Below are 26936 nucleotides of genomic sequence, written 5' to 3'. Positions count from 1 at the left end.
TCCCCGCACCAAGGAGCCTATCCACCATGACCCGCTGGTGGTCGCGCCTGCGACCGGACAACTTCACCCTCGCCCTGCTGTGCACCGTCGGCCTGGCCTCGCTGCTGCCGATGAAAGGCGCCGCCGCCCTGGTGCTCGACGATGTCACCACCGTCGCCATCGCCGCGCTGTTCTTCCTGCACGGCGCGCGCCTGCCGCGCGAGTCGATCATCGGCGGCATGCTGCACTGGCGCCTGCACCTGACGATCCTCGCCTGCACCTTCATCCTGTTCCCGCTGCTGGGGCTGCTGTTCAAGCCGTTGTCGGGCTGGCTGCTGACGCCCGAGCTGTACCTGGGCGTGCTGTTCCTGTGCACCCTGCCGTCCACCGTGCAGTCGTCCATCGCGTTCACCTCGATGGCGCGCGGCAACGTGCCAGCGGCGGTGTGCAGTGCCTCGCTGTCGAGCATCCTCGGTGTGTTCCTGACGCCCCTGCTGCTGACCGCACTGGCCGGTACCTCCGGCGGCGTGCATGACCCGCTGCATGCCATCGGCGGCATCATGCTTCAGTTGCTGGTGCCGTTCGTGGCCGGCCACCTGCTGCGGCCATGGATCGCCGGCTGGGTGGAAAAGCAGCGCGCGCTGCTGCGCTACACCGACCAGGCCACCATCCTGCTGGTGGTGTACTCGGCGTTCGGCGAAGCAGTCACTGAAGGGCTGTGGAGCAAGACACCGCTGCTCTCGCTGTTCGCGGTGGCTGTCGTGGCCGCGGTACTGCTCGGCATCGCCATGCCGCTGATCACCTTCATCGCCCGCCGCCTGCGCTTCAACCGCGAAGACGAGATCGCCATCGTGTTCTGCGGCTCGAAGAAGAGCCTGGCCACGGGCGTACCGATCGCCAAGGTGCTGTTCGCTGGCGGCAGCCTCGGCGCGATCGTGCTGCCGGTGATGATCTACCACCAGATCCAGCTGATCGTCTGCGGCGTGATCGCCCAGCGCTACGCCAAGCGCGCGCCCTGACCCAACCGCGAAATCATCCACGCATGGCGTGGATCCACTGAACGCGCGGGCTGCTGCGGGAAAAACATCCACGCACGGCGTGGATCTACTGAACGTGCGGGCTGCTGCGGGAAATCATCCACGCATAGCGCGGATCTACTGTAGAGCCGAGCCCATGCTCGGCTGATGCCCGGGTAGATCCACGCCATGCGTGGATGCCTCAGCCCATCACAACCAGGGCAGGATCCAGTGGTCCACCAACAGGAAGGCGAACAGCGCCATCAGGTAGACGATGGAGTAGCTGAACATCTTCATCGAGAACAGCTCGTCCGGCGGGTTCAGCATGCGCCAGGCGTACCAGAGGAACACGGCGTTGAGCACGATCGCACCGCCCAGGTAGAACGCCCCGCTCATGCCGACCAGGTACGGCAGCAGGCAGACCAGTGCCAGCACCACCGAGTACGCCATGATCTGTTTGCGCGTGTGCACCACGCCATGGGTAACCGGCAGCATCGGGATTTCCGCCTTGGCGTAGTCCTCGCGACGGAAGATCGCCAGCGCCCAGAAGTGCGGCGGCGTCCAGATGAAGATGATCAACACCAGCAGCGACGAGTACGCCCAGTCCGACGAGCCCTGCATGCCGGTCACCGCCGCCCACCCCAGCATCGGCGGCATCGCGCCGGCCAGACCACCAATGACGATGTTCTGCGAGGTCGCACGCTTCAGGTAGACGGTGTAGATCACCGCATAGCCGATCAGCGAAGCGAAGGTCAGCACCGCGGTGATCCAGTTCACCCACAGCACCAGGATCGCCATCGACAGCACGATCAGCACGCCGGCGAATACCAGCACCTGCCATGGCTTGACCTTGCCCACCACCAGCGGTCGCCACGAGGTACGCGCCATCTGCGCATCGATGTGCGCATCCAGCAGCTGGTTGATGGCTGCAGCTGCAGAGGCGGCAAGCCAGATGCCAAGGAAGCCGAGCAGGCCGGCACGCACCTGCTCCCAGCTGGGCACACCCGGAATGGCCAGGACCATGCCGACCAAAGCGGTGAAGACGATGAGGGCGACGACCTTGGGTTTGGTCAGGTCCCAGTACTGGCGATAGTTGGAAAACATGGAATCAGTCCGGGGCACGCAGGCGGGCCAGCAGGCTGACCAATACAAACAACAGGGCAACGGCAACGCCGTTGTGCGCCACTGCCACTTCCAGCGGCAGTGCAAGCTTCACATTGAGGATGCCGAGGGTGACCTGCAGCACCAGCAGCGCGACCAAGGCCGAGGCCCAGCCACGCATGCTCGGCAGCCGGAACAGGCGCAGGCCCAGCCACAGCAGGTAAACGGCAACGACAATCGCGAACAGGCGGTGGGCCATCTGGATGGCGATGCGCGAGGCACCGTCGAGCACGCCGCCTTCGTAGTCCACGCCAATGCCACGCCACAGGGTGAAGCCCTCGGCGAAGTTGTGCTGCGGCCACCACTGGTTGGCGCAACGCGGGAAGTTGTCCAGCGAGGCGCTGCCGCCGCCGCACGCCAGTGCCGCGTAGTTGGCACTGACCCAGCCGCCGAGCGCGATCTGGGTGACCAGCACCGCCACACCGATGCGCAGCAGCCACTTCAGCTTCGGCGCCTCGGCCAGGGTGATCGGCATGTGCGTGGCACGCCACGCCATCCACACCAGCAGGCCGAACATCAGCATGCCGCCCAGCAGATGGCCCATCACCACGATCGGCTTGAGCAGCAGGGTCACCGTCCACATGCCCAGCAGGGCCTGGAAGATCACCACCGCCAGCGTCAGCAGCGCAGCGCGCGCCAGGTCGATGTTGCTCCAGCGCAGTGCCGCGATCAGCAGGATGGCCTCGCCGATCAGTGCCAGCGCGCTGGCGGTTCCATGCCAGCCCATCATGTACAGCGGTATGCCCGCAGCCACCAGCACGCAGGCGGTGACCACGGCCGTGCTGCCGAATCGCCGCTTGCGCGTGGCCAACAGGGCCAGGGTCAGGATCTCGATGCCGAGCGCACCGGCCAGGAAGCGGTGCACCTGCTCACGCCAGGCTTTGTGCGTTTCCAGCGGACGGATCTCCGCCGCCGGATGCCCGATGGTCTCTTCCACGTGCTGCGGCCAGGTCGCCTGCCCATAGCAGGTCGGCCAGTCCGGGCAGCTCAGGCCGGCATCGGACAGGCGCACGAAGGCGCCGAACATGATCGTGCTCGCGGTCATGATCATGGCGAACCACGCCAGGCGGTGGAAATTGCGGTGCAGCGCCGGACGCGCGGAAAGGCTCATCAAACGGGACTCACTTCAGTTTCAGCAACGTGGCCATGTCCTTGCGCAGGCCTCCGAGATCGCTCCCGGGGGCATGACGCATGATCACGAAGCCGTTCGGATCGATCACGTAGACCGGCAGACCCGCCGGATCATCGACACCGGGCAGCGCCGCGCGCAGGGCTGGCGACGGGGCCAGCGGCCGCAGCGCAGGCAGCGAGGCGATCGACGCCGGTGGCGTTCCCAGCCACAGGATCTCGACATTATCGGCGTTATGGCCGAACAGCTGCCACACCTTGCCCAGTCCCTGCGACAAAGTGACGCACTGCGCGTCGCAGGCACCGGCCGGTGCCACCAGCAGGCGCCACGTGCGCGCGTCAGGGTTCCAGGGGTAGGCCGCGCCATTGGCCAGCGTCGGCGGTTGCTGGCGCAGATCCACCGGCGGCTTCAGCAATTGACCACTGTTGCGATGCGCAGTCGGCTGCCAACCCGAGAAACGCAGGATGGCGGCCAGCGCCATCGCCCCGAAGAAAACGGCGAACAGCAGCACCAGGGTCCGGCGGCCATTGCCGCGCGCCTGCGGGGAGGTAGCAGTGTTCATGCGGGGCATTTTCTCATGGTTGGGAAAGGGATGCCGGCCAGCGGCCGCCACTACCGGGCACCGGGCCGCCGCCTGCGCCATTCCAGCACCAGCGCCACCACCAGCACGCTCAGCGCCAGCCCGAACCACTGCACGGCATAACCCAGGTGGCGCTGTGGCGGCAGCGTGTTCGGCAGCAGGTCGAGATCGCGCTCATCACCGAACGGCAACGCCGGATCCAGCCGCAGCACGCGCTCGGGCAACGACGGCAGGCCCAGCGCGGCGGCCAGGCCATCGGCAGGAAGGCGACTGGCCAACCAGCGCCCTGCAACATCGGTGGTGGTGAACGCCGGCCCCAGCGCCAAGCCGGCCGAAGGGGGCGGTGCCAACAGGCCACGCACGTCCACCGGCGACGGCGGTGCCGCCACCTCCGGCAACGTGCGGTCGGGCGGCAGCGCGCGCCAGCCCAGGTCCACCAGCAACACGCTGCCCGCGTCGCTGCGGAACGGACGATAGATCTTCACTCCGGCGCGGCCGTGGCGGGTCTGGTTGTCGAGCAGCACCACGCCCGGCAGGAAGCGACCGTGATCGGCCACGCCATGCAGCGCGCCCTGCGCCGCCAGCGCCTGTGCCAACGGCATCGCCTGCGCCACGGCCGGCGCCTGCGCATCCAGCAACGCCTGTTTGGTATGCATCCGCTGCAGCTGCCACAGGCCAAGCGCGGTGAATCCGGCCATTGCCAGCAGCGCCATCAGCCATCCAATCAGGCGCGTGTGCTGGCGCATCATGACAAGTCCGCGCAAACGCGGTCAGATAGGCACATCCACCCTGCCCTCGAGCCGCGCATGAGTGATTCGCTGAAGACCCTGCTGGTAATCGCGTTTCTGATCGTCATCGTCTGGAATCTGGGCGCCGGCCTGTATTACCTGCTGGTGGACCGCGGCCAGACCAAGCGCACGGTCAATGCACTGACCCGCCGCATCGGAGTGTCGGTGGCGTTGATCGTACTGGTGATCGTGTGCATCTACATGGGCTGGATCAAACCGCACGGCATCGGCAGCTGACCCCACGTCAGACCAGGCAGCGCCGGCGGCTAGGGCTGCCGACGCCTGCGCGGTCAAAGCACGTAGACGAACAGGAACAGCATCAGCCACACCACGTCGACGAAGTGCCAGTACCACGCAGCCGCTTCGAAAGCGAAATGGTTGTCGCGGGTGAAGTGTCCCTTTGCCGACCGCAGCCACATCACGATCAGCATGATCGTGCCCAGCAGTACGTGTGCGCCGTGGAAGCCGGTCAGCATGAAGAAGGTCGAACCGTAGATGCCCGAGCCAAGCGTCAGGTTCAGTTCCTTGTAGGCGTGGATGTACTCCTCCGCCTGCAGGGTCAGGAAGCCGAGGCCGAGCAATACCGTCAGGCCCAGCCAGATCAGCAGCTGGCGGCGGTTGCCCGCCTTCAGCGCATGATGGGCGATGGTCAGGGTCACGCCCGAGGTCAGCAGGATCAGCGTATTGATCAGCGGCAGGCCCCAGGCCGGGATCGTCTGGAACGCGCCACCGATTGCTGCCGGGCCGTTGGTCGGCCAGCCGGCCGAGTAGCCCTGCCACAGCAGTTCGTTGGTCATCACCCCGCGCCCTTCACCGCTCAACCACGACAGGCCGAGGTGGCGGGTGTAGAACAGCGCACCGAAGAAGGCACCGAAGAACATCACTTCGGAGAAGATGAACCAGACCATCCCCATCCGGAACGAACCGTCCACCTGCCGGTTGTAGTTGCCGGCCTGCGACTCGCGCACCACGTCGCTGAACCACCAGAACAGGGTCAGCACCAGCATCGCCACACCGATGTAGAAGGTCCAGCGGCCCCAGCTGGCGTCATTGAGCCAGCTGGCCACGCCGACCATGGTCACCATCATCGCGATGGAACCGACGAACGGCCATTTGCTCTGGGCCGGGACGAAGTACACGTTGGCGTCGGTAGGTGTCTGGGCCATGGTCGGTATCCGGGTCAGGGAGCAGCGTGGGCGCCTTCCGACGTGGCGGCCGGAGCCAGCCGATCGGACAACGCATCGTTGCGGTAGAAGGTGTAGGACAAGGTGATCGTCCGGATTTCCGGCGGCAGGTCCGGATCGACGATGAAGCGCACCGGCATGTCGCGCTTCTCGCCGGCCTGCAGGGTCTGCGCAGTGAAGCAGAAGCATTCGGTCTTGCTGAAGAAACCCGACGCGCGTGCCGGTGCCACCGAAGGCACCGCGCTGCCGACCACGGCCTGCTGGCTGTCGTTGCGGGCGAAGTACAGCGCCTCGTTGAGCTCGCCAGGCACCACATCCATGGTCAGCTGCTCGGGATGGAACGACCATGGCAGCCGCGAATTGACGCCACCATCGAATTCCACCCTCACGGTGCGCTTGCCACTGGCGGCACCGGTACTGGCTTCGCTGCCCGGGCCACGTTCCAGGCGCACGCCGAACACCTTCTCGCAGGCGATGCGATACAGCGGCACCAGTGAGAACGTCAGCAGGAACACCACCACCGCAACGCCGATCAGGCGCGGCAGGCCGGCGCTGCGTGACGGAGCGGTGGCCGGCGTTTCGCTCATCGACCGATCACGCCGCTGAGGATGAAGCCGACGTAGACCAGCACGGCGATCGCGCCCACCCACAGCGCGGTGCGCTTGGCGCGCTGGCGCTGCTGCTCGATGCCGGCGCTCTGGGCTTCGCCTTCGCGGTTGTAGAGCCGAGCCATGCTCGGCTGCTTTTCGTTAGTCGAGCTTGGCTCGACTCTACCGATCGGGAGCGGACTCTCGTTATGCATGCACCACCTCAATGACCGATATCGTCGTGGGCCAGGTCACCCGGGCGGATGGTCGGCGGCGTGGTGAAGGTGTGCGCCGGTGCCGGCGACGGCAGCGTCCACTCCAGGCCACGCGCGCCTTCCCAGGAGCGCGCCTCGGCCTTCTCGCCATTGCGCAGCGAGGACAGCAGGATCGCGGCCATCATGAACGGCGTGGCGAACATGCCGAACGCTCCGATCGAGCTGATCAGGTTCCAGTCGGCAAACGCCACCGAGTAATCGGGGATACGCCGCGGCATGCCGGCCAGGCCCAGGAAATGCTGCGGGAAGAACAGCAGGTTGACGAACACGATCGACCACCAGAAGTGCACCTTGGCCCACTTCTCGCTGTACATGCGCCCGGTCCACTTCGGCCACCAGTAGTACACCGCCGCGATCAGCGCGAACACCGCGCCGGTCACCAGCACGTAGTGGAAGTGGGCGACCACGAAGTAGGTGTCGTGATACTGGAAGTCGGCGGCCACGATCGCCAGCATCAGGCCGGAGAACCCGCCGATGGTGAACAGGATGACGAATGCCACCGACCACAGCATGGGGGCTTCGAAGGTGAGCGAACCGCGCCACATCGTGCTGACCCAGTTGAACACCTTCACCCCGGTCGGGATCGAGATCAGCATGGTGGCGAACATGAAGTAGATCTCACCACCCAGCGGCATGCCCACGGTGAACATGTGGTGGGCCCAGACGATGAATGACAGGAACGCGATCGCCGCGGTGGCGTAGACCATCGCCTGGTAGCCGAACAACGGCTTGCGGCTGAAGGTCGGGATGATCTCGCTGACCACGCCGAAGGCGGGCAGGATCATGATGTAGACCTCGGGATGGCCGAAGAACCAGAAGATGTGCTGGAACATCACCGGGTCGCCACCACCGGCCGCATTGAAGAAGCTGGTGCCGAAGAACTTGTCGGTCAGCAGCATCGTCACCGCACCCGCCAGCACCGGCATCACCGCGATCAGCAGGAACGCAGTGATCAGCCAGGCCCAGCAGAAGATCGGCATCTTCAGCAGGTCGATACCGGGCGCGCGCATGTTCAGCACCGTGGCGATGATGTTGATCGCACCCATGATCGAACTGATGCCGGCCACGTGGATGGCGAACACGGTGAACGCGACGTTGTAGCCGCCCTGCAGCGACAGCGGCGGATACAGCGTCCAGCCACCGGCCGGCGCACCACCGGGCAGCAGGAAGGTCAGCAGCAGCAGGCTGAAGGCCACCGGCAACAGCCAGAACGACCAGTTGTTCATGCGCGGCAGCGCCATGTCCGGCGCGCCGATCTGCAGCGGGATCATCCAGTTGGCCAGGCCGACAAAGGCCGGCATCACGCCGCCGAAGATCATCACCAGCGCGTGCACGGTGGTCAGCTGGTTGAAGATTTCCGGACGGATGTACTGGATGCCGGGCTGGGCCAGTTCCAGCCGGATCAGCACGCTCATGAACGCGCCAATGACGAACATGATGAAGCTGAAACCCAGGTACAGCGTGCCGATGTCCTTGTGGTTGGTCGAGAAGAACCAACGCTCGAAGAAGCTCTGCGGGTGATGGTGATCGTCGTGCCCAACTGCCGAGTGCGCCATTGCAAAACACCTCTCAGGATCGGTTGTCGCCGCGGCCGCGACACGGCCGCGGACAGTTACATCAGGCTCCGCTGGCCGCCGCGGCAGGCGCGTTGCCGGCCTCGGCGGCGGCCGGTGCTGCCGGCTGCGCCGGCGATTCACTGGCAGGCGAGGTGGGTTCGGCGGGCGCGGCAGGCGTCGCGGGTGCAGGCGCTGGTTTGCGCTGCGCCAGCCACTGCTTGAACTCTTCCTTGGACACCGCCTCGACCACGATCGGCATGAAGCCATGGTCCTTGCCGCACAGCTCCGCGCACTGGCCGCGGTAGACACCTGGCTGCTCGATGCTGGTCCAGGCTTCGTTGATGAAGCCGGGAATCGCGTCCTGCTTCCAGCCCAGCGCCGGCACCCACCAGGCGTGGATCACATCGTCGGAAGTGATGACGAAACGCACCTTGGTGTCCACCGGCAGTACCAGCCGGTTGTCGACATCCAGCAGGTAGTGCGGATGGCTCTCGCGGGTCGGTACCTTGCCACTCTGCCGCATGCGGTCGGACTCACGGTCCAGGCGGCTGGTGAAGGTCACGTTCTCGCCCAGGTACTCGTACTTCCACATCCACTGGTAGCCGGTGACCTTGACCGTCATCTCGGCATCGCGGGTGTCGTACATCTTGATCAGGTTGGCCGTGGCCGGCCACGCCATCACCACCAGGATGATCACCGGGATCACCGTCCAGATGACCTCGGCCTTGGTGTTGTGGCTGAAGGTGGCGGCGACCGCGCCCTTGGACTTGCGGAACTTGAACATCGCGTAGGCCATGGCGCCGAACACGATCACGCCGATCACCGTACAGACGATCAACGAGAGGTTGTTCGATTCCCAGGCCAGGCGCGAGGTCTGGGTCACCCCCTTGCCCATGTTCAACTGCCACGGCTTTGGATCGGCCGCCTGGGCCAGCGCCGTCCCCGGCATCGACAGCAGGGCCCCCATCGCGGCGGCCATTGCAACGCACTTCGTGCCCCACCCTCTGCTTTGCTTCATTGCCTAGACCCTTAGCGTCGTCGGTTGCCGCCATCGCTGGCGGCGAGCAAATCTTCAAGCGTTTCAACAAGCGTTTGACGTTCGGCCGGCGCGAGAAAACTCCCCACCTCCACCTGCCGGCCGCTGGATGCCAGCCGGACCCTCTGGTCGTCGGTGAGCAGGCGCACCCAATGCGGATGAGCCCGGAACACCGGCAATCCACCGGGCACGGGGATGACCTCCACGTACGCCGGCACTACCCGGATCTCCTCCTGCCGTTCACCGCTGCGCCACAACGCGCGCAACGCAGCTGCCAGCAACAGGCTGTACAGCAGCGCGAACAGGGGGGCGAATGCGTTGCCGGCCACCCACCCGAAGGCGGACACCAGCCACATCACTCCCGACAACACAGCAAACAACAGGACGAACTGCCGGGCATCGAGCGCCCGTGGGGGACGCAGTCGCAGCTGCGTACCTGACCCATCCGGAGCTGTAAGCACCTCGATCATGTCGCAACCGCGTTCCTGCCGCGGGAAACGTCTTGATGGTAGCCCTGCCCTCTCGCCGGTAGCAAGGGTGCATTCACACTTTTTCCGATGCTGCAACACAGCATGACCCCAACAGCACGAATGACGAATTCGGCACAAAACGACCCGACTTTGCTGAACACGCTGAATCCACCACCGCTAGGGGCTATCAGCATTCATGAAGGTGGCTGCGCGGGCCTTCCTGAAGTCGAAAAAATGATTAAAATCGCCAAGTTTTCCACTGGCCGGACCGGCATGAACGCACCTTCCTCTCCCATTGCCGCCAGCGACGCTCCGCGTCCCTCGGCGCTGCTGTCGCCGGAACTGCCGGCGTCCCCCAACCCGTTCCGCCAGGCCATCACCGATGCCTGGCTGAAGGACGAGGCCAGCCATGTGCGCGAACTGCTGGAGCAGGCACGCCTGCCGGCCGACGAGCAGGCCAAGGTGCAGGCGCTGGCCGCCGACCTGGTCGCCCGCGTGCGTGTGCGCGCCAAGGACCAGGGTGCGATCGAAGCCTTCATGCGCCAGTACGACCTGGGCAGCGAGGAAGGCGTGCTGCTGATGTGCGTGGCCGAAGCGCTGCTGCGCATTCCAGACCAGGAGACCGCCGACAAGCTGATCCGCGACAAGCTGGCCGATGCCGACTGGGAAAAGCACCTGGGCGGCAGCGACTCGGTGCTGGTCAACGCCTCCACCTGGGGCCTGATGCTGACCGGCAAGCTGGTGCAGATGAACGACGCCACCCGCGCCGATGCGCCCAGCGCGTTCAAGCGCCTGGTCGGCCGCGTCGGTGAGCCGGTGGTCCGCCTGGCCGTGCGCCAGGCGATGAAGATCATGGGCCACCAGTTCGTCATGGGCCGCACCATCAGCGAAGCGCTGGCACGCTCGCACAAGGGCGACAGCGCCAGCTACCGCTACTCGTTCGACATGCTCGGCGAAGGCGCGCTGACCATGAAGGACGCCCTGCGCTACCTGGAAGACTACCGTCGTGCGATCCACGCCATCGGTGGTGACCACAAGGCGCGTGGTGGCCGTGCCGATGGCGACGTCAACAACGCACCGGGCATCTCGATCAAGCTGTCGGCGTTGTACCCGCGCTACGAGCACGCCAAGCGCGCGCGCGTGTTGAAGGACCTCGTGCCCGGCGTACTGGAACTGGCGCAGCTTGCCAAGAGTTACGGCATCGGCTGCACCGTCGACGCTGAAGAGTCCGATCGCCTGGAACTGTCGCTGGACATCATCGAGCAGGTGTTCGGCGATGCCTCGCTGGCCGGCTGGGATGGCTTCGGCGTGGTCGTGCAGGCTTACCAGAAGCGTACGCCGTACACGATCGACCACCTGGCCGACATGGCGCGCCGCGCCGGCCGTCGCCTGCAGGTACGCCTGGTCAAGGGCGCCTACTGGGACGCCGAGATCAAGCGCGCGCAGATCGAAGGCTATGCCGGCTACCCGGTGTTCACCCGCAAGCAGAACACCGACGTGTCCTACCTGGCGTGTGCCAAGCGCCTGTTCACCCATGCCGACGCGATCTACCCGATGTTCGCCACGCACAATGCGCACACCATCGCCGCAGTGCGCAGCATCGCCAACGGCGGCGTCTACGAGCACCAGAAGCTGCACGGCATGGGCGACGACCTGTACGCCGAAGTAGTGCCGGCCGACCGCCTTGGCCTGCCCTGCCGCGTGTACGCCCCGGTTGGCTCGCATGAAGACCTGCTGCCGTACCTGGTACGCCGCCTGCTGGAAAACGGCGCCAACTCCAGCTTCGTCAACCGCATCACCGACGAGCGCGTGCCGATCGCCGACCTGGTCCGTGATCCGGTCGAGATGGTGTCCTCGTTCGAATCGATTCCGCATCCCAAGATCCCGCTGCCGGTTGACCTGCTGCGCAGCCAGAACCACGACAGGAAGAACTCCATGGGCGCCAATCTCGCCAACGACAACGAACTGCGCGCCCTGGCCGAGCAGCTCAACGCTGCAGTGAAGCCCTGGCAGGCCGCACCGCTGGTGCCGGGCGCGAACCCGACCGGCGCATCGCTGCCGGTGACCAACCCGGCCGACACCCGTGAAGTGGTCGGCCAGTGGCAGGCCGCCGATGCCGCCACCGTGCAGAAGGCGCTGGCCAATGCCGTGGCCGCGCAGCCGGGCTGGAACCGCACCCCGGCCGCCAGCCGCGCCGCCCTCCTCGAGCACGCCGCCGACCAGCTGGAAGCGCGCATGCCCGAATTCATGGCGCTGTGCGTGAAGGAAGCCGGCAAGAGCCTGCCCGACGGCATCGCCGAAGTGCGCGAGGCGGTGGACTTCCTGCGCTACTACGCCAAGCAGGCGCGCGAGCAGTTCAGCCACGCCGAGAAGCTGCCGAGCCCGACCGGTGAATCCAACGAACTGCAGCTGCATGGCCGCGGCGTCTTCGTCTGCATCAGCCCGTGGAACTTCCCGCTGGCGATCTTCCTGGGCCAGGTGGCTGCGGCACTGGCCGCCGGCAACAGCGTGATCGCCAAGCCGGCCGAGCAGACCAACCTGATCGGCTATTACGCGGTGAAGCTGCTGCACGATGCCGGCGTGCCGGCCGACGTGGTGCAGTACCTGCCGGGCGACGGCGCCACCGTCGGTGCTGCGCTGACCGCCGACCCGCGCGTGGCCGGCGTGGCCTTCACCGGCTCCACCGACACCGCCCGCGCGATCAACCGCGCGATGGCTGCACGTGACGCCGCCATCGGCGTGCTGATCGCCGAGACCGGTGGACAGAACGCCTTCATCGCCGACTCCTCGGCGCTGCCGGAACAGCTGGTCAAGGACGCAATCGGTTCGGCCTTCACCTCTGCGGGCCAGCGCTGCTCGGCCGCACGCGTGCTGTTCGTGCAGGACGACATCGCCGACAAGGTCATGACCATGCTGGCCGGCGCGATGAAGGAACTGAAGGTCGGCAATCCGGGCCTGCTGTCCACCGACGTCGGCCCGGTGATCGATGCCGACGCACTGCAGATCCTGCAGGACCACGCCGTGCGCATGGACCGCGAAGCACGCCTGATCGCGGCGGCCGAACTGTCCGCCGAAGCCGCCAACGGCACCTTCTTCGCACCGCGCGCGTATGAGCTGAAGGACCTGGGCCAGCTGCAGAAGGAAATCTTCGGGCCGGTGCTGCACGTGATCCGCTGGAAGGGCGACCAGCTCGATGCCGTGATCGATCAGATCAACGCCACCGGCTACGGCCTCACCCTGGGCGTGCATTCGCGCATCGACGAGACCGTCGACCGCATCAGCAACGGCGTCCACGTCGGCAACGTCTACGTCAACCGCAACCAGATCGGTGCGGTGGTCGGCGTGCAGCCGTTCGGCGGCCAGGGCCTGTCCGGCACCGGCCCGAAGGCCGGCGGCCCGCACTACCTGCTGCGCTTTGCCACCGAGAAGACGGTGACGGTGAACACCACCGCCGCCGGCGGCAACGCCTCGCTGCTGACCCTGGGCGACTGATTCCAGGCGTCATGCGGTAAACGAAAAACCCCGCGAAAGCGGGGTTTTTTTGTACATTGCCGGTAGCGCCGGGCCATGCCCGGCGACGATCACGCCGCCACGCTGAACCGGTTGTCCGCACGCTTTGCCAGCTCCACTCGGACGCGCGCAATCCGCGTCTCCAGATCACCTTCCAGCAACACGTACTCGACCCCACCCGCCTGCAACTGCTGCAGGTACCACGCGTGCTGTCGTAGACGGAAATCCTCCCCTACCCGCGTCCCATCCTGCTCGAACGGGATATCCGGCGCGCACAGGAACAGCAGGTCGTACGCACGCGCTGCGGCCCGCTGCAGCGGTTCTGGCGCTGTGCCGAACATCCAGCCGCTGTAGCCCAGCGTCACCAACGGCGTGGTATCGCAGAACAACCAACGATGCGCGTGCGGCGCGGCCTGGTCCTCGTGCTGCGGCTGGGTCGCAGCGATGCGCAGCAGATCCTGCGCCCGCAGCTCACCGCCCTGCTGTTCCCACAACGTACGCCCGAACTCCGGCACCCATGCCGTGCCCAGGCGTTCGGCCAGCACCTGCGCGAGTGTGGTCTTTCCGCTGGACTCGCCACCAATGAAGGCCACGCGCTGCACGTAGGCCGCATACACATCAGCTGACAGGCTATGCCGGTGCACATGCGGATCGGCGCGCAACTGGGTCCCGCAGGCCTGCCCGATATCCAGGGTGCGTTCCAGGCGCTCATGGCGTACCGGTGCGCCGAAGTGCGCAGCCAGCGCCTGCGCGAAGCCGTCGCCATAGTCCTCACCGGTAAACACCGCCTGCACCGGTCCACCGAACAGCGTCATGCACAGCCATGCGGTAAACGCGCGCTGCACCTGCTCGTCGTCGCTGTCCTGCGGCAGCTCGCGTACCGGTACCCCTTGCTGCTCGCACATCGCCGCCAGACGCGCATCATCGAGTACCACGATGGTGGCCTGCGGAAAGCGCAGGCGCAGCCAGCGTTCGCGGCGCTCTGCGCTGTAGCCGGCAAAGCCCGGTTGCGACCAGCCGATCACCAGCAGCTGCGCGCAGCGGGTAGAGGCGAATTCGATCAGGCGCTCGTGGCCAAGGTGCAGCGGGCAGAACTTGCCGACCACCAGGCCCCGCGCAGCGTACTCAGGCAACAACATCGGCCGCCCTGGCCTCATCCCGCATCAGGTGCCGCCAGTGACGCAGCGCCACCAGTGCGTTGATCCAGAAGCCGATGTACAGGATCGAGGTCAGGTGCAATCCACGGCTGTAGTACAGCGGCACCGCGACGGTGTTGACCAGCAGCCATACCCACCATGATTCCAGCTTGCGCCGCATCATCAGGATCTGCGCGATCACGCTCAGCACCAGCACCGCCGAATCGATGTACGGCGCATAGGCATTGGTCAGGCGGGTCAGCATCCAGCCGTAACCGAAGGTCGCCAGTACCGCCAACGGCAGCAGCCAGCTCCACGCGCGTGCTGGCAAGCGGGTGATGGGCAGCGGCGCACCATGGTCACCGCGCAGCCACTGCCACCAGCCGAACACGCTGATGACCACGAAGAAGAACTGCAGCACCATGTCCGCGTACAGGTGCGAGCGCTCGAACACCGCGGCGAACAGCGCGCAGCCAACGATGCCCAGCCACCACGTATGCACGTTGTTGCGACCGGCCAGCAGGATCGAGCCGGCAACGGCGACGTTGGCGGCCAGCTCCAGCTGGAAGTTCGGGTCGGACAGGTTCATCGCGGCATTGTCGCGTAGATCCGCGCCCTGCGTCGTCGGCCCGGTGGATCCACGCCATGCGTGGATGGAAATCAAGCGCGCACGCGCACCAGCAACCGCTGGCTCTCTCCGCTTCCCCAGCGCCCTGGCTGCAGGCCGGTAGAGAGCAACGGCGCAAGCCAGTCAGGCGGAGCGATGTCCCAGGTCACCCCATCGAACGGGTACGGCCACGGTGTTCCCCGAGGATTCGGCGAATGCAGGAACAGCGCACTCTGACCGGTATCTGGCGCCAGCGTCACCCAAGACTGCACATCCTCCCGCCCGCTCGTCACAGCCCGCTCGAGCAGCCGGAGTAGCCCTGCGGCAACGGCGATTCGGTCACTGACATGGCGATTGCCGCGCCCCATCCAGTCAAGATGCGTGTGCCAGTAGTCGAACCATTCCGACTCCAGCACGCGATCCAGAATTGCGTTCGCCTTGGCCTCTTCCCGAGCCCAGTATCGGATCATCCGCTTCTGGTAGCGACGATCGACCATTTCGCATTCGCCTGTACTGCGTAAAGCCGGCAAGGTAGCAGGCACTCCCGAAACAGGCACGAGCCGGATGCGTCATCCGCGCAAAAAAAGGCCCCGCTTGCGCGGGGCCTCCTTCGTACTGCTTCAGGCAATCGCCGGAATCAGAACTTGTACTGCATCGACGCAGCCAGCACGTCGCCGGTGACCTTGTACTTGCCGGTCACGGTGTTGGCGGTGGCCGAGGTCGAGTTGACGTTCGGATCCTTGGTGAACAGGTGGGTGTAGCCCACGCTGTACTCCATCTTGTCCGAAGCGGCGTAGGTCATACCCAGCGACAGCCACTTGCGGGTGGTGTCCGGCACGCGCACGTCGCGGTGGGCGTCGGTGGTCGGGGTCTGGTCGTACGCCAGGCCGCCACGCAGGGTCAGCTTGTCGTTGACGCGGAAATCGGTACCGATCGATGCGAAGGTGGTGTCGCGGTAGTGGAACGGCAGCACGCTGTCCGGCTGGTTGGAGTCGTAATCGACGACGACCTGGTCGAACTTGCTCCACGCAGTGCGCGTGACTTCGGCCATGATCTGCCACTGGTCGTTCACGCGATGGGTGAAGCCGACGGTGGCGCTGGCCGGCAGGGTGATGGTGGCACGGCCGTTGCTGTCGATGAAGGTGCCCGGGGCAGCGGTGGCCAGGAAGGCGGCAGCATTCTGCGGGATGGTGAAGTCGGCCTTGCCGTCGTTGATCTTGTGCTCGACTTCCGAGCGGTAGCTGAAGGCGATGTTGGTGCCTTCCACCGGGGTGACGGTCATGCCGAGGGTGTAGCCGATCGACACCTCATCGCCCTTGATGCGCAGGTAGCCATCGGCGGTACCCGGCGAGAAGCCGAGCTGTGCGGCCTGGCGGGCAGCGGCCTGCGAAGCGGCAGCGGCCTGGGCCTGGGTGCCACCGGCAGCCAGCACGCGCGCAGCAGCGGTGCGCTGGGCAGTTGCATTGATGGCGGTGCCGGTATCGACGGCGCTGGTCAGGTCGACATTCAGGCGCTCGGCGAACACCGACGCACCGAACGACAGGTACGGGTTGACGTCATAGGAGAACGCAGCACCCAGGTCGACGGCCTGCAGCTCGGTCTTGACGCCGTTGTAGCGGCCGACCCAGTCACGGTCGTATTCGGTCTTGAAGCCGAACGGCACGGTCAGCGACACGCCGAAATGCATGTTGTTGTTTTCGCCGAACGGGACGTGGAAGTAAGCTGCCGGAACCGGAGCGATCATGCCGGCGTCGCCGCCGTTGCCGCCGGAAATCGGCGCGCCGTTACCGTAGCGGCCTTCGCCGCGGAACTTGGCGCCGAAGCTGATGGCGCTGACATCGCCCTGCACCACGGTGCCGTCGAGCAGGCGCATGGAGGCCGGGTTGGTGGCGATGACCGAGGCGTCGCCTTCGGTCGAGGTGGAACCAGCGAAGGCGCGGCCCAGGCCCTTGGCGCTGTTTTCCTTCAGCTGGAAGGCGGCGGCGTTGGCATCGGCGGCGGCCAGCGCACCGGCAACGCCGACGGCCAGCAGGGTCAGGCGGGCAATGGTGGAAGCAGTTTGCATCGTAGTTCTCTCTCCGGTAAGCGGTGATGGTGCTCTGAGTGCGCCTGCGCCCGTCAGGCCGGATGGCCCTTCGAAGCGCGCCGGATTCCCCTCCCGACATACGACGCCGTATGCGAGTATTACCCAGAGCCGTTAATGAAACAATAACAGCGCCGGGGCTTTCTTCGTCGCAAAAGCTGAACAGGCTCCCTCCCCGCCAAAAGTGCCCGCACGCTAGGCTAGTGCCATGTTTGTCTCCCTCCCCTCGCGCAAGAAGGCGACCCTGCGTTGGGCTACACCCGTGCTGTTTGCGGCACTGTGGTTGGCATTCCTGTGGTCGATCTCGCGCCCGGACGATGCCCGCGGAAGCCTGTGGCTGGACTGGGGCGCCCTGTCCACCGGCCTGACCCACCCGCTGGACTGGTGGGCGACCCTGCAGGACGGCAGCGTGCTGCGCCTGTTCACCGCCCTGTTCCTGCACGCCGACTGGTCGCACCTGCTGGGCAACCTGGTATTCCTGCTGATCTTCGGCCTGCCGGCCGAGCGGGTGCTGGGCCCGTGGCGGCTGCTGCTGCTGTTCCTGGTGGGCGGTGCGATCTCGAACCTGGTCGCCATCTACACCATGGGCAGCCCGGACCAGATCATCATCGGCGCCAGTGGTGCGGTGTCGGCATTGATCGGCGCCTATCTGGCGCTGTTCCCCGGTGCGCGCCTGGGCGTGGTGATTCCGCTGGGGCTGTTCCTGGAGTTCGTGCGCGCGCCGGCCTATCTGCTGATCGGCGTATGGGCGGCGCTGCAGGTGGTGTTCGCCTACATCGGCCCGACCTTCGGCATGGTCGCCTGGTGGGCGCACATCGGCGGCTTCGTGTTCGGCGTGGTGTACGGCATGTACGTGCGTGCGGCGATCGCACGGCGCCTGCGCAAGCGGCACGGGTTCTAGCGTCCGCTTGCCGCGTTCTGCGAAACGCCCGGGGCATGCCCGGGCGGTGTTCGGACATCAGTCGAGCATGGCTCGACGCTACAGAATCAAGGCTTGGCCGGGATCTCTGCAGGCTTCGCTTCGGGCTTCGCTTCGGGCTTCGCTTCGGGCTTCGCTTCGGGCTTCGCTTCGGGCTTTGCTTCCGCCTTGGGCTCCGCCTTCGGCGACGGCTTGGCGGCGGCCTTCGCTGCCTTGTCCGCTTCAGCCTTCGCGGCTTCTGCCTTCAAGCGCGCCGCCACCGAACCCGGGTTCTTCAGCTCGGCCAGCGCATCGTTGATCGGGCCATCGCCCGGCAGCACGGCGCCTGCGTGGTAGCCCTCGGTGCCTTCCTCGTCACCACGCAGGTGGCCCGGCAGGGTCGCTTCACTGTAATCACTCAGGCTGGCCGGCAATGCCTCGTCTTCCGGACGTGGTGCGGCCTTCAGTTCCACTTCCGGCACGATGCCGGTGGCCTGGATCGATTTGCCGCTGGGCGTGTAATAGCGTGCCGTGGTCAGCTTCACCGAATCGCCGTTGTCCAGCGGCAGCACGGTCTGCACCGAGCCCTTGCCGAAGGTGCGGCTGCCGATCACGCGTGCACGCTTGTTGTCGCGCAACGCACCGGCCAGCACTTCCGATGCACTGGCCGAACCGGCATCCACCAGCACCACCACCGGCGCCCCCTTCAGCAGGTCGCCCGGAGTGGCGTCGAAGCGTGCATCGCTGATGCTGATGCGGCCGCGGGTGCTGACGATGTTGCCCTTGTCGAGCAGGTCATCGGCCACCTGCACGGCAGCGGTCAGCAGACCACCCGGATTGCTGCGCAGATCCAGCACCAGCCCCTTGAGGTTGCCGCCGGACTGCTTCTGCAGCTGCTGCAGGTGCTTCTGGAAATCAGAGCCGGTGTCAGCCTGGAACGTGCTCAGGCGGATGTAGCCATAGCCCGGCTCCAGCAGGCGGCTGCGCACGCTGGTCACGCGGATGGTCTGCCGGGTCAGGCTGACGTCGAACGGCTTGGGCTTGCCGTCGCGGACGATGGTCAGCACCACCTTGCTGCCGGCCGGACCACGCAGCGGTTCGCTGGCATCGATCGCGCTGATCGGCTTGCCATCGATGGCGATGATCAGGTCACCGGCGAGGATGCCGGCCTTGGCCGCCGGGGTGTCGTCGATCGGCGAGATCACCTTCATGCTGGCGTTGTCCGGCTGCTGCTGCAGCTCCACGCCGATGCCTTCGTAGGCGCCGTTGGCCTGCTCGTCGAACGCCTCCGCATCTTCCTTGTTGAAGTAGGTGCTGTGCGGATCGAGGTCGAGCAGCAGGCCGCGCACGGCCGACTGCATCAGCTTGTTGTCATCGACCGGATCGACATAGGCGGCGCGGACCGCGTTGTAGACGGCGACGAAGCGGCGGATATCGTCCAGCGGCACCTTCGAGGTCACCGCCTCCTCGCTGCTCGCCGCCTTCCCGGGAGTTTCCTTCAACGGGATGGGGGCGGTCTGCTGGGCCCAGGACAGGGCCGGCAACAGAGCCAGCAAGAGGGTGGCGGTACGGGCTGCGCGCATGGATCACTCCTGTCGACGATGGCATCGTGCCCAAGGCACATGCACCGATTATGCGCGAAGCGTGGCTAAATTCCCGTTGAATCCGGCCTCGTGCGGCCAGCCGGAATTCAGCGCCGCTGCAGCCAGCTGTCCGGATTGACCGGTTGCCCACCACGGCGCAGCTCGAAGTACAGCGCCGTCACGCCCTGGCCACCGGAGTTGCCGACCTTGGCCACCGCGTCGCCACGGCTGACCCGCGCGCCGGCATCCTTCAGCAGGGTGTCGTTGTGGGCGTACAGGCTCATGTAGCCGTTGCCATGGTCGACGATCAGGATCATGCCGTAGCCGGTCATCCAATCGGAGAACACCACGGTGCCGTCGGCCACAGCGGTGACGGTGCTTCCGGCAGGTGCGCCGATCAACACGCCGCTGCTGGTGCGGCCGTCCGGCAGCTTGCCGCCATAGCGGGCCAGCAGATTGCCCGACAGTGGCCAACCCAGGCCCCCGACCTTCGGCGCTGGCGCCGAGGCAACCGCCGGGGGAACCTTGGTCGGTGGCGGCGGCGGGCGGCCAGCTGCGGCCGCCTGTCGGGCCGCGCGCTCGGCGGCGGCTTTTTCGGCGGCAGCCTTGCGGGCGGCGGCACGGCGCTCGGCCTCGGCACGGGCCGCGGCAGCACGCAGGTTGGCCAACAGGGTTTCCAGCGCCTTGGCATCCTGGCCCAGTGCCTGTTCCTTCTCGCGCTTGTCCTTGAAGCGTTCTTCCAGCGAAGCCACGGTCTGCGCGCGTTCGCGACGGTCCGACGCGAGCGTGGCGACCTGCTGCTTCTGGTCGCGATGAACGCCCTGCAGCTGCTGTTGACGCTGGGCGATCTGCGTCTGCAGTGTCTCCAGCTCCTTCAAGTCGGCCGTCAGTGTGGTGATGCGCTGCGCACGTTCGCGCTGCAGGTAGCGGTGATAGGCCAACGCACGGTTGGCGTCGGCCACCGTGTCCTGCGAAAGCAGCAGCTTCAACGGCGCGTGGTTGCCCAACTGGTAGGCGGCGCGCAACAGGCCCGCCAGTTCGCGATTCTGTTTGGCCAGATTGGACTGCAATGCATTGCGCCGCTGTTCGGCCTGGGCCAGCGCCTGGGTCTGCTCACGCAGCGCCGCCTCGGTCTGGGCCAAGGTGCGACCACTGCGCGCGACTTTTTCATCGGCCTCGCGCAGCTGCTGCGACGCCTGTCCGCGCTGGCCCTCGATCTGCCGGCGCTCCTGCGCCACGCCCTTCAGCTCGCTGCGCAGCTTCTGCAGTTTGCGCTCGGCCTCGCGGGTCGAAGCGGTCTGCGCTGCGCCCGGCAATGGCAGCGCCAGGGCAAGCGCCATTCCCAGCAACAGGCAACGTCCACCGCGCAGGGTGGCGATGTGATGCCGGCGTGAGGGGAAGACGTTGTTGCGCAAGGGCTTTCCAGTGACTTCAGGCAGATGCGGAGACGTGCAGGGAATGGTGACATCTCCGCACGCGGCCTGCCAGCCGCACAACAACGAGGTTCCCATGAAAGCTCTCTCCATTCCGCTGCTGTTGGGCATTGCGCTGGCCAGTGGCCCGGCCTGGGCCCAGGCGGACGTCAGCAAGGTCAACGGCAGCATCAGCGCCGATCCGGGCCAGCGCTACGGCAAGCTGGACACCGTCAATGGTGGCATCCGTGTCGGCGAAGGCGTGGAAACCGGCAGCATCGACACCGTCAACGGCGGCGTCAAGGTCGCCGATCGGGCCCGCACCGGCAGCATCGAGACCGTCAACGGCGGGATCCGCATGGGCCGCGAAGTGACGGCCCATGGCGATGTCAGCACGGTCAACGGCAGCATCTTCAGCGATCAGGGCAGCCAGATCGAGGGCGGCGTGGAAACCGTCAACGGTGGCATCGGCCTGGTCGGCAGCCGCGTGCGCAAGGACGTGGAGACCGTCAACGGCGACATCACCATCGGCATCGGCTCGCAGGTCGGCGGCGGCGTGCATGTGCGCAAGCCGAACTTCAGTGTCTCGCTGACGGCCAGTCGCAAGCCGCGGGTCATCATCGGCCCCAATGCGGTGGTCAGCGGCAGCCTGCTGTTCGAGCGCGAAGTGGTGCTGTATGTCCACCGCAGTGCACGCATCGGCGCGGTCACCGGCGCCGACCCGATCCCCTTCGATACCGATACCGCCCCGGCCGACTGAGCCTGCGGCTTGGGCGATACTGCCGATACCGGTCGCGCCTGCTGCGCGGCCGTCCCTTGTGTTTCCAGGAACCGATGATGCCCCGCAAACTCCTCCTGTGCCTGGCCGCTGCGGCCGCGCTCAGCGCCTGCAAAGGCGAAGATACCCCGGCGCCGGCGCCCAGCGCCGACAGCACCGCCAAGCCGGCCCCGCACACGTTCTCAGCCGCGATCAACGCCGCCGACTTTGCCGAGATGGTGAAGACCCTGGCCTCAGACGAGTTCGAAGGCCGCTCGCCCGGCAGCAAGGGTGAAGAACTGACGGTCAACTACATCCGCGACCAGATGCAGCGCATCGGCCTGCAGCCCGGCAACGGCGACAGCTGGTTCCAGGACGTGCCGATGACCGAGACCACGGCTGATGAATCGACCGTGCTCACGCTCAACCAGGGCGGCAAAACCACCGAACTGAAGTTCGGCACCGACATGGTGGTGGGCACCCGTACCGGCCAGACAGAAGTGAAGGTCGATGCCAGTGACCTCGTCTTCGTCGGCTACGGCGTGGATGCACCGGAGCAGAAGTGGAACGATTACGCCGGCCAGGACTGGAAGGGCAAGACGGTGGTGATGTTCGTCAACGACCCGGGCTTCCATGTCGATGATGAAAAGCTGTTCGACGGCAAGCGCATGACCTACTACGGCCGCTGGACCTACAAGTTTGAGGAAGCCGCGCGCAAGGGTGCCGCCGCCGCACTGATCGTGCATGACACCGCGGGCGCTTCCTACGGCTGGGACGTGGTGAAAAACTCATGGGCTGGCCCGCAGTACGACCTGCCGGCCAAGGACGACGCCGAACCGCGCCTGCCGGTGCAGGGCTGGTTGAGCGCCGACGCCGCCAGGGCGCTGTTCGCCGGCGCCGGGCTGGATCTGGACCAGGCTTACAAGGACGCGAGCAAGCGCGGCTTCAAGCCGGTCCCGCTGAAGGCAACCGCGTCGGTGGACCTGAAGAGCAAGGTCGCGCAGAAGCAGTCGCGCAACGTGGTGGGTGTGCTGCCTGGCAGCAAGCGCGCCGATGAGGCCGTGCTGTACATGGCGCACTGGGACCACCTCGGCAAGCACGAGGGCGAACAGGGCGACAACATCTACAACGGTGCCGTCGACAACGCGACCGGCGTGGCCGGCATCCTTGAGGTGGCCGAAGCCATGGCCCACCAGGAGCCGAAGCCGGAACGCTCGGTTGTGTTCCTGGCGGTGACCCTGGAAGAATCCGGCCTGCTGGGTTCGAAGTACTACGTCGCCCACCCGACCTTCCCGCTGGACAAGATCGCCGGTGTCATCAACATCGATGCGATGTCGGTGGCCGGTCGTGCCAAGGACGTGACGGTGACCGGCTTCGGCAGTTCCGAGCTGGAAGACATCCTCAAGCCGCTGGCTGCGGCCCAGGATCGCACCCTGCACGGCGAGACCTCGGTGCAGAGCGGCTTCTACTTCCGTTCGGATCACTTCAACTTCGCCAAGGCGGGTGTGCCGGCGCTGTATGCCGACGGCGGTGAGGACCTTCGCGACGGTGGCGTCGAGGCGGGCCGCAAGGCGGCCGCCGACTACGGTTCCAACCGCTACCACGGCCCGAAGGACGAGTATGACGCGGCGACCTGGAAGCTGGATGGCACGGTCGAGGACCTGCAGCTGATGTACGGCGTCGGCAAGGAACTGGCCGGCGGCGATCGTTGGCCGAACTGGTACGAAGGCAATCCGTTCAAGGCTGCACGCGACACGATGATGAAGGCCAAGGCACCGGCCACGACGAAGTAACATCCGGCCGGGCAGTGAAGCAATCGAAGCGGTGCCCGCAAGGGCGCCGCTTTTTTTGTGCGTGTGTGGAGGGCACATCCAGCCCGCCGTTGGTAGTTGCCAACCTTGGTTGGCAGCACCGTAGGCGGCGTGCGCATCCGAGCATCTGCCGGCTAGCGACCGGCACTACCGGGTATTTCCTGCGCCTGAAGAAAAACCCCGCTGCTTTTGTGCGTGTGTGGAGGGCGCATCCAGCCCCGCCGTTGGTAGTTGCCAACCTTGGTTGGCAGCGCCGTACGAGGCGGGCGCATCCACGCATCTGCCGGCCAGCGGCCGGCACCACCCTTGGTTTCTCGCGCACAAAGAAAAACCCCGCTGCGTGAGCAGCGGGGTTTTGGATGTAAACCCTGGCGATGACCTACTCTCGCATGGCTTAGGCCACACTACCATCGGCGCAGCTACGTTTCACTTCCGAGTTCGGGATGGGATCGGGTGGTTCCATAGCGCTAATTTCACCAGGGAGACGGTTGCAGCAGCGCTTGCAGCGCCAGCTCGCGTACTTGCCCTTGGGGCGGAAGGAACTCGAAAAAGCAGAGCCTTCACTTAATAAAGGAAAACCCCGCTGCATGAGCAGCGGGGTTTTCGGGGTATAAACCCTGGCGATGACCTACTCTCGCATGGCTTAGGCCACACTACCATCGGCGCAGCTACGTTTCACTTCCGAGTTCGGGATGGGATCGGGTGGTTCCATAGCGCTAATTTCACCAGGGAGGCGGTTGGAGTGTCGCTTGGACGCCGTGTCTTTGCAGGGGGCGGGCATGGTGATGCCAGCGTTGCAAAGAGACGCGCCTGAGCGCCTGCCTCTCGTTTGGTCTTGTGACGTAGCGTGCACTTGGATCTATCGACATGTCATGTCGGCCAAGGCAACTTGAGGTTATATGGTCAAGCCTCTCGGATCATTAGTATCAGTTAGCTCAATACATTGCTGTACTTACACACCTGACCTATCAACCACGTAGTCTACATGGTTCCTTCAGGGGGCTTGTGCCCCGGGAGATCTCATCTTGAGGCGCGCTTCCCGCTTAGATGCTTTCAGCGGTTATCGCTTCCGAACATAGCTACCCGGCAATGCCACTGGCGTGACAACCGGAACACCAGAGGTTCGTCCACTCCGGTCCTCTCGTACTAGGAGCAGCCCCTCTCAAATCTCCAACGCCCATGGCAGATAGGGACCGAACTGTCTCACGACGTTCTGAACCCAGCTCGCGTACCACTTTAAATGGCGAACAGCCATACCCTTGGGACCGACTACAGCCCCAGGATGTGATGAGCCGACATCGAGGTGCCAAACACCGCCGTCGATATGAACTCTTGGGCGGTATCAGCCTGTTATCCCCGGAGTACCTTTTATCCGTTGAGCGATGGCCCTTCCATACAGAACCACCGGATCACTAAGTCCTAGTTTCCTACCTGCTTGATCCGTCGATCTTGCAGTCAAGCACGCTTATGCCTTTGCACACAGTGCGCGATGTCCGACCGCGCTGAGCGTACCTTCGAGCTCCTCCGTTACTCTTTAGGAGGAGACCGCCCCAGTCAAACTACCCACCATACACGGTCCCCGATCCAGATAATGGACCCAGGTTAGAACGTCAAGCACGACAGGGTGGTATTTCAAGGATGGCTCCGCCACAGCTAGCGCCATGGTTTCATAGCCTCCCACCTATCCTACACAGACGAACTCAACGTTCAGTGTAAAGCTATAGTAAAGGTTCACGGGGTCTTTCCGTCTTGCCACGGGAACGCTGCATCTTCACAGCGATTTCAATTTCACTGAGTCTCGGGTGGAGACAGCGCCGCTGTCGTTACGCCATTCGTGCAGGTCGGAACTTACCCGACAAGGAATTTCGCTACCTTAGGACCGTTATAGTTACGGCCGCCGTTTACTGGGGCTTCGATCAAGAGCTTCGCCTTGCGGCTGACCCCATCAATTAACCTTCCAGCACCGGGCAGGCGTCACACCCTATACGTCCACTTTCGTGTTTGCAGAGTGCTGTGTTTTTGATAAACAGTCGCAGCGGCCTGGTTACTGCGACCCTCTTCAGCTATAGCTCGCACGAGCCACCAAAAAGGGTGCACCTTCTCCCGAAGTTACGGTGCCATGTTGCCTAGTTCCTTCACCCGAGTTCTCTCAAGCGCCTGAGAATTCTCATCCTACCCACCTGTGTCGGTTTACGGTACGGTCTGCGTAAGCTGAAGCTTAGGAGCTTTTCCTGGAAGCGTGGTATCAGCAACTTCGCCATAAAGGCTCGTCTCGGTGCTCGGTCTTGAAGGATCCCGGATTTGCCAAAGATCCAAACCTACCGCCTTTCCCCGGGACAACCAACGCCCGGTATGCCTAACCTTCTCCGTCCCTCCATCGCACTTACGCGAGGTGCAGGAATATTAACCTGCTTCCCATCGACTACGACTTTCGTCCTCGCCTTAGGGGCCGACTCACCCTGCGCCGATTAACGTTGCGCAAGGAAACCTTGGGCTTTCGGCGTGCGGGTTTTTCACCCGCATTATCGTTACTCATGTCAGCATTCGCACTTCCGATACCTCCAGCAGACTTCTCAATCCACCTTCAACGGCTTACGGAACGCTCCTCTACCGCGTACATATAAATATGCACACCCCAAGCTTCGGTTCTGTGCTTAGCCCCGTTAAATCTTCCCCGCAGACCGACTCGACCAGTGAGCTATTACGCTTTCTTTAAAGGGTGGCTGCTTCTAAGCCAACCTCCTGGCTGTCTGTGCCTTTCCACATGGTTTTCCACTTAGCACAAAATTTGGGACCTTAGCTGTGGGTCTGGGTTGTTTCCCTTTTCACGACGGACGTTAGCACCCGCCGTGTGTCTCCCATACAGTCCGTCTCGGTATTCGGAGTTTGCAATGGTTTGGTAAGTCGCGATGACCCCCTAGCCATAACAGTGCTCTACCCCCGAGAGGATACATATGAGGCGCTACCTAAATAGCTTTCGAGGAGAACCAGCTATCTCCGGGTTCGATTAGCTTTTCACTCCTAATCACAGCTCATCCCCGTCTTTTGCAACAGACGTGGGTTCGGGCCTCCAGTACCTGTTACGGCACCTTCACCCTGGCCATGACTAGATCACCCGGTTTCGGGTCTACTGCCCGCGACTATGCGCCCTTATCAGACTCGGTTTCCCTTCGCCTCCCCTATACGGTTAAGCTTGCCACGAACAGTAAGTCGCTGACCCATTATACAAAAGGTACGCAGTCACCCCTTGCGAGGCTCCTACTGCTTGTACGCACACGGTTTCAGGATCTATTTCACTCCCCTCTCCGGGGTTCTTTTCGCCTTTCCCTCACGGTACTGGTTCACTATCGGTCGGTCAGTAGTATTTAGCCTTGGAGG

The 26936-nt window shown here is 64.8% G+C and carries 22 protein-coding genes and 3 rRNA genes (1 of these 25 running past the window's edge); 6 read left to right on the top strand and 19 right to left on the bottom strand.

Annotated features, from left to right (window positions below; genetic code table 11):
• Window positions 1-26 precede the first annotated feature (26 nt).
• Window positions 27-998: a bile acid:sodium symporter family protein gene (locus tag QP457_RS02040; RefSeq protein WP_099782541.1), complete on the top strand. Its 972-nt coding sequence runs from the start codon at window positions 27-29 to the stop codon at window positions 996-998.
• Window positions 999-1205: 207 nt separating this feature from the next.
• Here QP457_RS02040 and cyoE read toward each other — a convergent pair whose 3' ends face one another.
• From cyoE to QP457_RS02020, 4 genes are read right to left on the bottom strand one after another with little or no spacing between them, the layout of a single operon-like run.
• Window positions 1206-2099, bottom strand: a complete 894-nt coding sequence (cyoE, locus tag QP457_RS02035) for a heme o synthase (RefSeq protein WP_099821342.1) — start codon at window positions 2097-2099, stop codon at window positions 1206-1208.
• A gap of 4 nt (window positions 2100-2103) precedes the next feature.
• Complete coding sequence (locus tag QP457_RS02030; RefSeq protein WP_205406169.1) at window positions 2104-3267, bottom strand: COX15/CtaA family protein; 1164 nt, start codon at window positions 3265-3267, stop codon at window positions 2104-2106.
• A 10-nt stretch (window positions 3268-3277) separates the two neighbouring features.
• Window positions 3278-3847 (bottom strand): hypothetical protein, encoded by a 570-nt coding sequence (locus tag QP457_RS02025; RefSeq protein ID WP_089238227.1) that lies wholly within the window; start codon window positions 3845-3847, stop codon window positions 3278-3280.
• A 50-nt stretch (window positions 3848-3897) separates the two neighbouring features.
• On the bottom strand, window positions 3898-4614 hold the full coding sequence (locus QP457_RS02020) for an SURF1 family protein (RefSeq protein ID WP_205406168.1): 717 nt from the start codon (window positions 4612-4614) through the stop codon (window positions 3898-3900).
• Window positions 4615-4671: 57 nt separating this feature from the next.
• On the opposite strand from QP457_RS02020, the gene QP457_RS02015 reads away from it, so the two are divergent.
• The gene (locus QP457_RS02015) at window positions 4672-4890 is read left to right on the top strand and encodes a twin transmembrane helix small protein (RefSeq protein ID WP_089238223.1); all 219 of its coding nucleotides are present in this window, start codon (window positions 4672-4674) and stop codon (window positions 4888-4890) included.
• A gap of 53 nt (window positions 4891-4943) precedes the next feature.
• Here the strand turns inward: QP457_RS02015 and QP457_RS02010 are convergent, their stop codons facing one another.
• The 6 genes from QP457_RS02010 to QP457_RS01985 all read right to left on the bottom strand — a co-directional run bounded on the left by QP457_RS02010 (window position 4944) and on the right by QP457_RS01985 (window position 9761).
• A complete protein-coding gene (locus QP457_RS02010; protein ID WP_049468562.1) occupies window positions 4944-5819 on the bottom strand; it encodes a cytochrome c oxidase subunit 3 in 876 nt (291 codons plus the stop codon).
• Window positions 5820-5833: 14 nt separating this feature from the next.
• Window positions 5834-6424 (bottom strand): cytochrome c oxidase assembly protein, encoded by a 591-nt coding sequence (locus QP457_RS02005; RefSeq protein WP_100461555.1) that lies wholly within the window; start codon window positions 6422-6424, stop codon window positions 5834-5836.
• On the bottom strand, window positions 6421-6639 hold the full coding sequence (locus QP457_RS02000) for a hypothetical protein (RefSeq protein ID WP_205406167.1): 219 nt from the start codon (window positions 6637-6639) through the stop codon (window positions 6421-6423). The genes QP457_RS02005 and QP457_RS02000 overlap by 4 nt, the downstream gene beginning before the upstream one ends.
• Before the next feature lie 8 nt (window positions 6640-6647).
• Window positions 6648-8255: a cytochrome c oxidase subunit I gene (gene ctaD / locus QP457_RS01995; RefSeq protein WP_025878294.1), complete on the bottom strand. Its 1608-nt coding sequence runs from the start codon at window positions 8253-8255 to the stop codon at window positions 6648-6650.
• Between the two features lie 61 nt (window positions 8256-8316).
• The gene (gene coxB / locus QP457_RS01990) at window positions 8317-9273 is read right to left on the bottom strand and encodes a cytochrome c oxidase subunit II (protein ID WP_205406166.1); all 957 of its coding nucleotides are present in this window, start codon (window positions 9271-9273) and stop codon (window positions 8317-8319) included.
• Between the two features lie 11 nt (window positions 9274-9284).
• On the bottom strand, window positions 9285-9761 hold the full coding sequence (locus tag QP457_RS01985; RefSeq protein ID WP_100554535.1) for a DUF2244 domain-containing protein: 477 nt from the start codon (window positions 9759-9761) through the stop codon (window positions 9285-9287).
• A 273-nt stretch (window positions 9762-10034) separates the two neighbouring features.
• On the opposite strand from QP457_RS01985, the gene putA reads away from it, so the two are divergent.
• Window positions 10035-13253, top strand: a complete 3219-nt coding sequence (putA, locus tag QP457_RS01980; protein WP_205406165.1) for a bifunctional proline dehydrogenase/L-glutamate gamma-semialdehyde dehydrogenase PutA — start codon at window positions 10035-10037, stop codon at window positions 13251-13253.
• 89 nt (window positions 13254-13342) lie between these two features.
• Here putA and QP457_RS01975 read toward each other — a convergent pair whose 3' ends face one another.
• The 4 genes from QP457_RS01975 to QP457_RS01960 all read right to left on the bottom strand — a co-directional run bounded on the left by QP457_RS01975 (window position 13343) and on the right by QP457_RS01960 (window position 17079).
• On the bottom strand, window positions 13343-14410 hold the full coding sequence (locus QP457_RS01975) for an AAA family ATPase (RefSeq protein ID WP_205406164.1): 1068 nt from the start codon (window positions 14408-14410) through the stop codon (window positions 13343-13345).
• Window positions 14397-14996 carry a nicotinamide riboside transporter PnuC gene (gene pnuC, locus QP457_RS01970; RefSeq protein ID WP_205406163.1) on the bottom strand — a complete coding sequence of 200 codons (600 nt, stop codon included), beginning with the start codon at window positions 14994-14996 and terminating at the stop codon, window positions 14397-14399. Before pnuC ends, QP457_RS01975 begins: the two co-directional genes overlap by 14 nt.
• A 71-nt stretch (window positions 14997-15067) precedes the next feature.
• The gene (locus QP457_RS01965; RefSeq protein ID WP_205406162.1) at window positions 15068-15511 is read right to left on the bottom strand and encodes a hypothetical protein; all 444 of its coding nucleotides are present in this window, start codon (window positions 15509-15511) and stop codon (window positions 15068-15070) included.
• A 140-nt stretch (window positions 15512-15651) separates the two neighbouring features.
• Complete coding sequence (locus QP457_RS01960; RefSeq protein WP_180167637.1) at window positions 15652-17079, bottom strand: outer membrane protein transport protein; 1428 nt, start codon at window positions 17077-17079, stop codon at window positions 15652-15654.
• A gap of 226 nt (window positions 17080-17305) precedes the next feature.
• Between QP457_RS01960 and QP457_RS01955 the strand changes: the two genes are divergently transcribed.
• Window positions 17306-17998 (top strand): rhomboid family intramembrane serine protease, encoded by a 693-nt coding sequence (locus tag QP457_RS01955; RefSeq protein ID WP_025878304.1) that lies wholly within the window; start codon window positions 17306-17308, stop codon window positions 17996-17998.
• Window positions 17999-18084: 86 nt separating this feature from the next.
• Here QP457_RS01955 and QP457_RS01950 read toward each other — a convergent pair whose 3' ends face one another.
• Window positions 18085-19578, bottom strand: a complete 1494-nt coding sequence (locus tag QP457_RS01950; protein ID WP_205406161.1) for a S41 family peptidase — start codon at window positions 19576-19578, stop codon at window positions 18085-18087.
• Window positions 19579-19685: 107 nt separating this feature from the next.
• The gene (locus QP457_RS01945) at window positions 19686-20918 is read right to left on the bottom strand and encodes a peptidoglycan DD-metalloendopeptidase family protein (RefSeq protein WP_257216365.1); all 1233 of its coding nucleotides are present in this window, start codon (window positions 20916-20918) and stop codon (window positions 19686-19688) included.
• Between the two features lie 169 nt (window positions 20919-21087).
• Here QP457_RS01945 and QP457_RS01940 point away from each other — a divergent pair, with 169 nt between their 5' ends.
• Together QP457_RS01940 and QP457_RS01935 are read left to right on the top strand one after the other, a co-directional pair.
• A complete protein-coding gene (locus tag QP457_RS01940) occupies window positions 21088-21750 on the top strand; it encodes a hypothetical protein (RefSeq protein ID WP_180167634.1) in 663 nt (220 codons plus the stop codon).
• 77 nt (window positions 21751-21827) lie between these two features.
• Complete coding sequence (locus tag QP457_RS01935) at window positions 21828-23540, top strand: M28 family metallopeptidase (RefSeq protein ID WP_205406160.1); 1713 nt, start codon at window positions 21828-21830, stop codon at window positions 23538-23540.
• A gap of 384 nt (window positions 23541-23924) precedes the next feature.
• On the opposite strand, the gene rrf (QP457_RS01930) is transcribed toward QP457_RS01935, so the two are convergent.
• From rrf (QP457_RS01930) to QP457_RS01920, 3 genes are all read right to left on the bottom strand, one after another.
• Window positions 23925-24039 (bottom strand): 5S ribosomal RNA (gene rrf / locus QP457_RS01930).
• 134 nt (window positions 24040-24173) lie between these two features.
• Window positions 24174-24288, bottom strand: a 5S ribosomal RNA gene (gene rrf / locus QP457_RS01925).
• A 169-nt stretch (window positions 24289-24457) separates the two neighbouring features.
• Window positions 24458-26936 (bottom strand): 23S ribosomal RNA (locus QP457_RS01920) (it continues 402 nt past the right edge of the window).

This window comes from Stenotrophomonas sp. As-7 (assembly GCF_030291015.1).
In the GTDB taxonomy this organism is placed as follows: Bacteria; Pseudomonadota; Gammaproteobacteria; order Xanthomonadales; family Xanthomonadaceae; genus Stenotrophomonas; species Stenotrophomonas lactitubi.
Note: the sequence above shows the minus strand (reverse complement) of the source record. Positions and strands in the feature narration are given on the sequence as shown.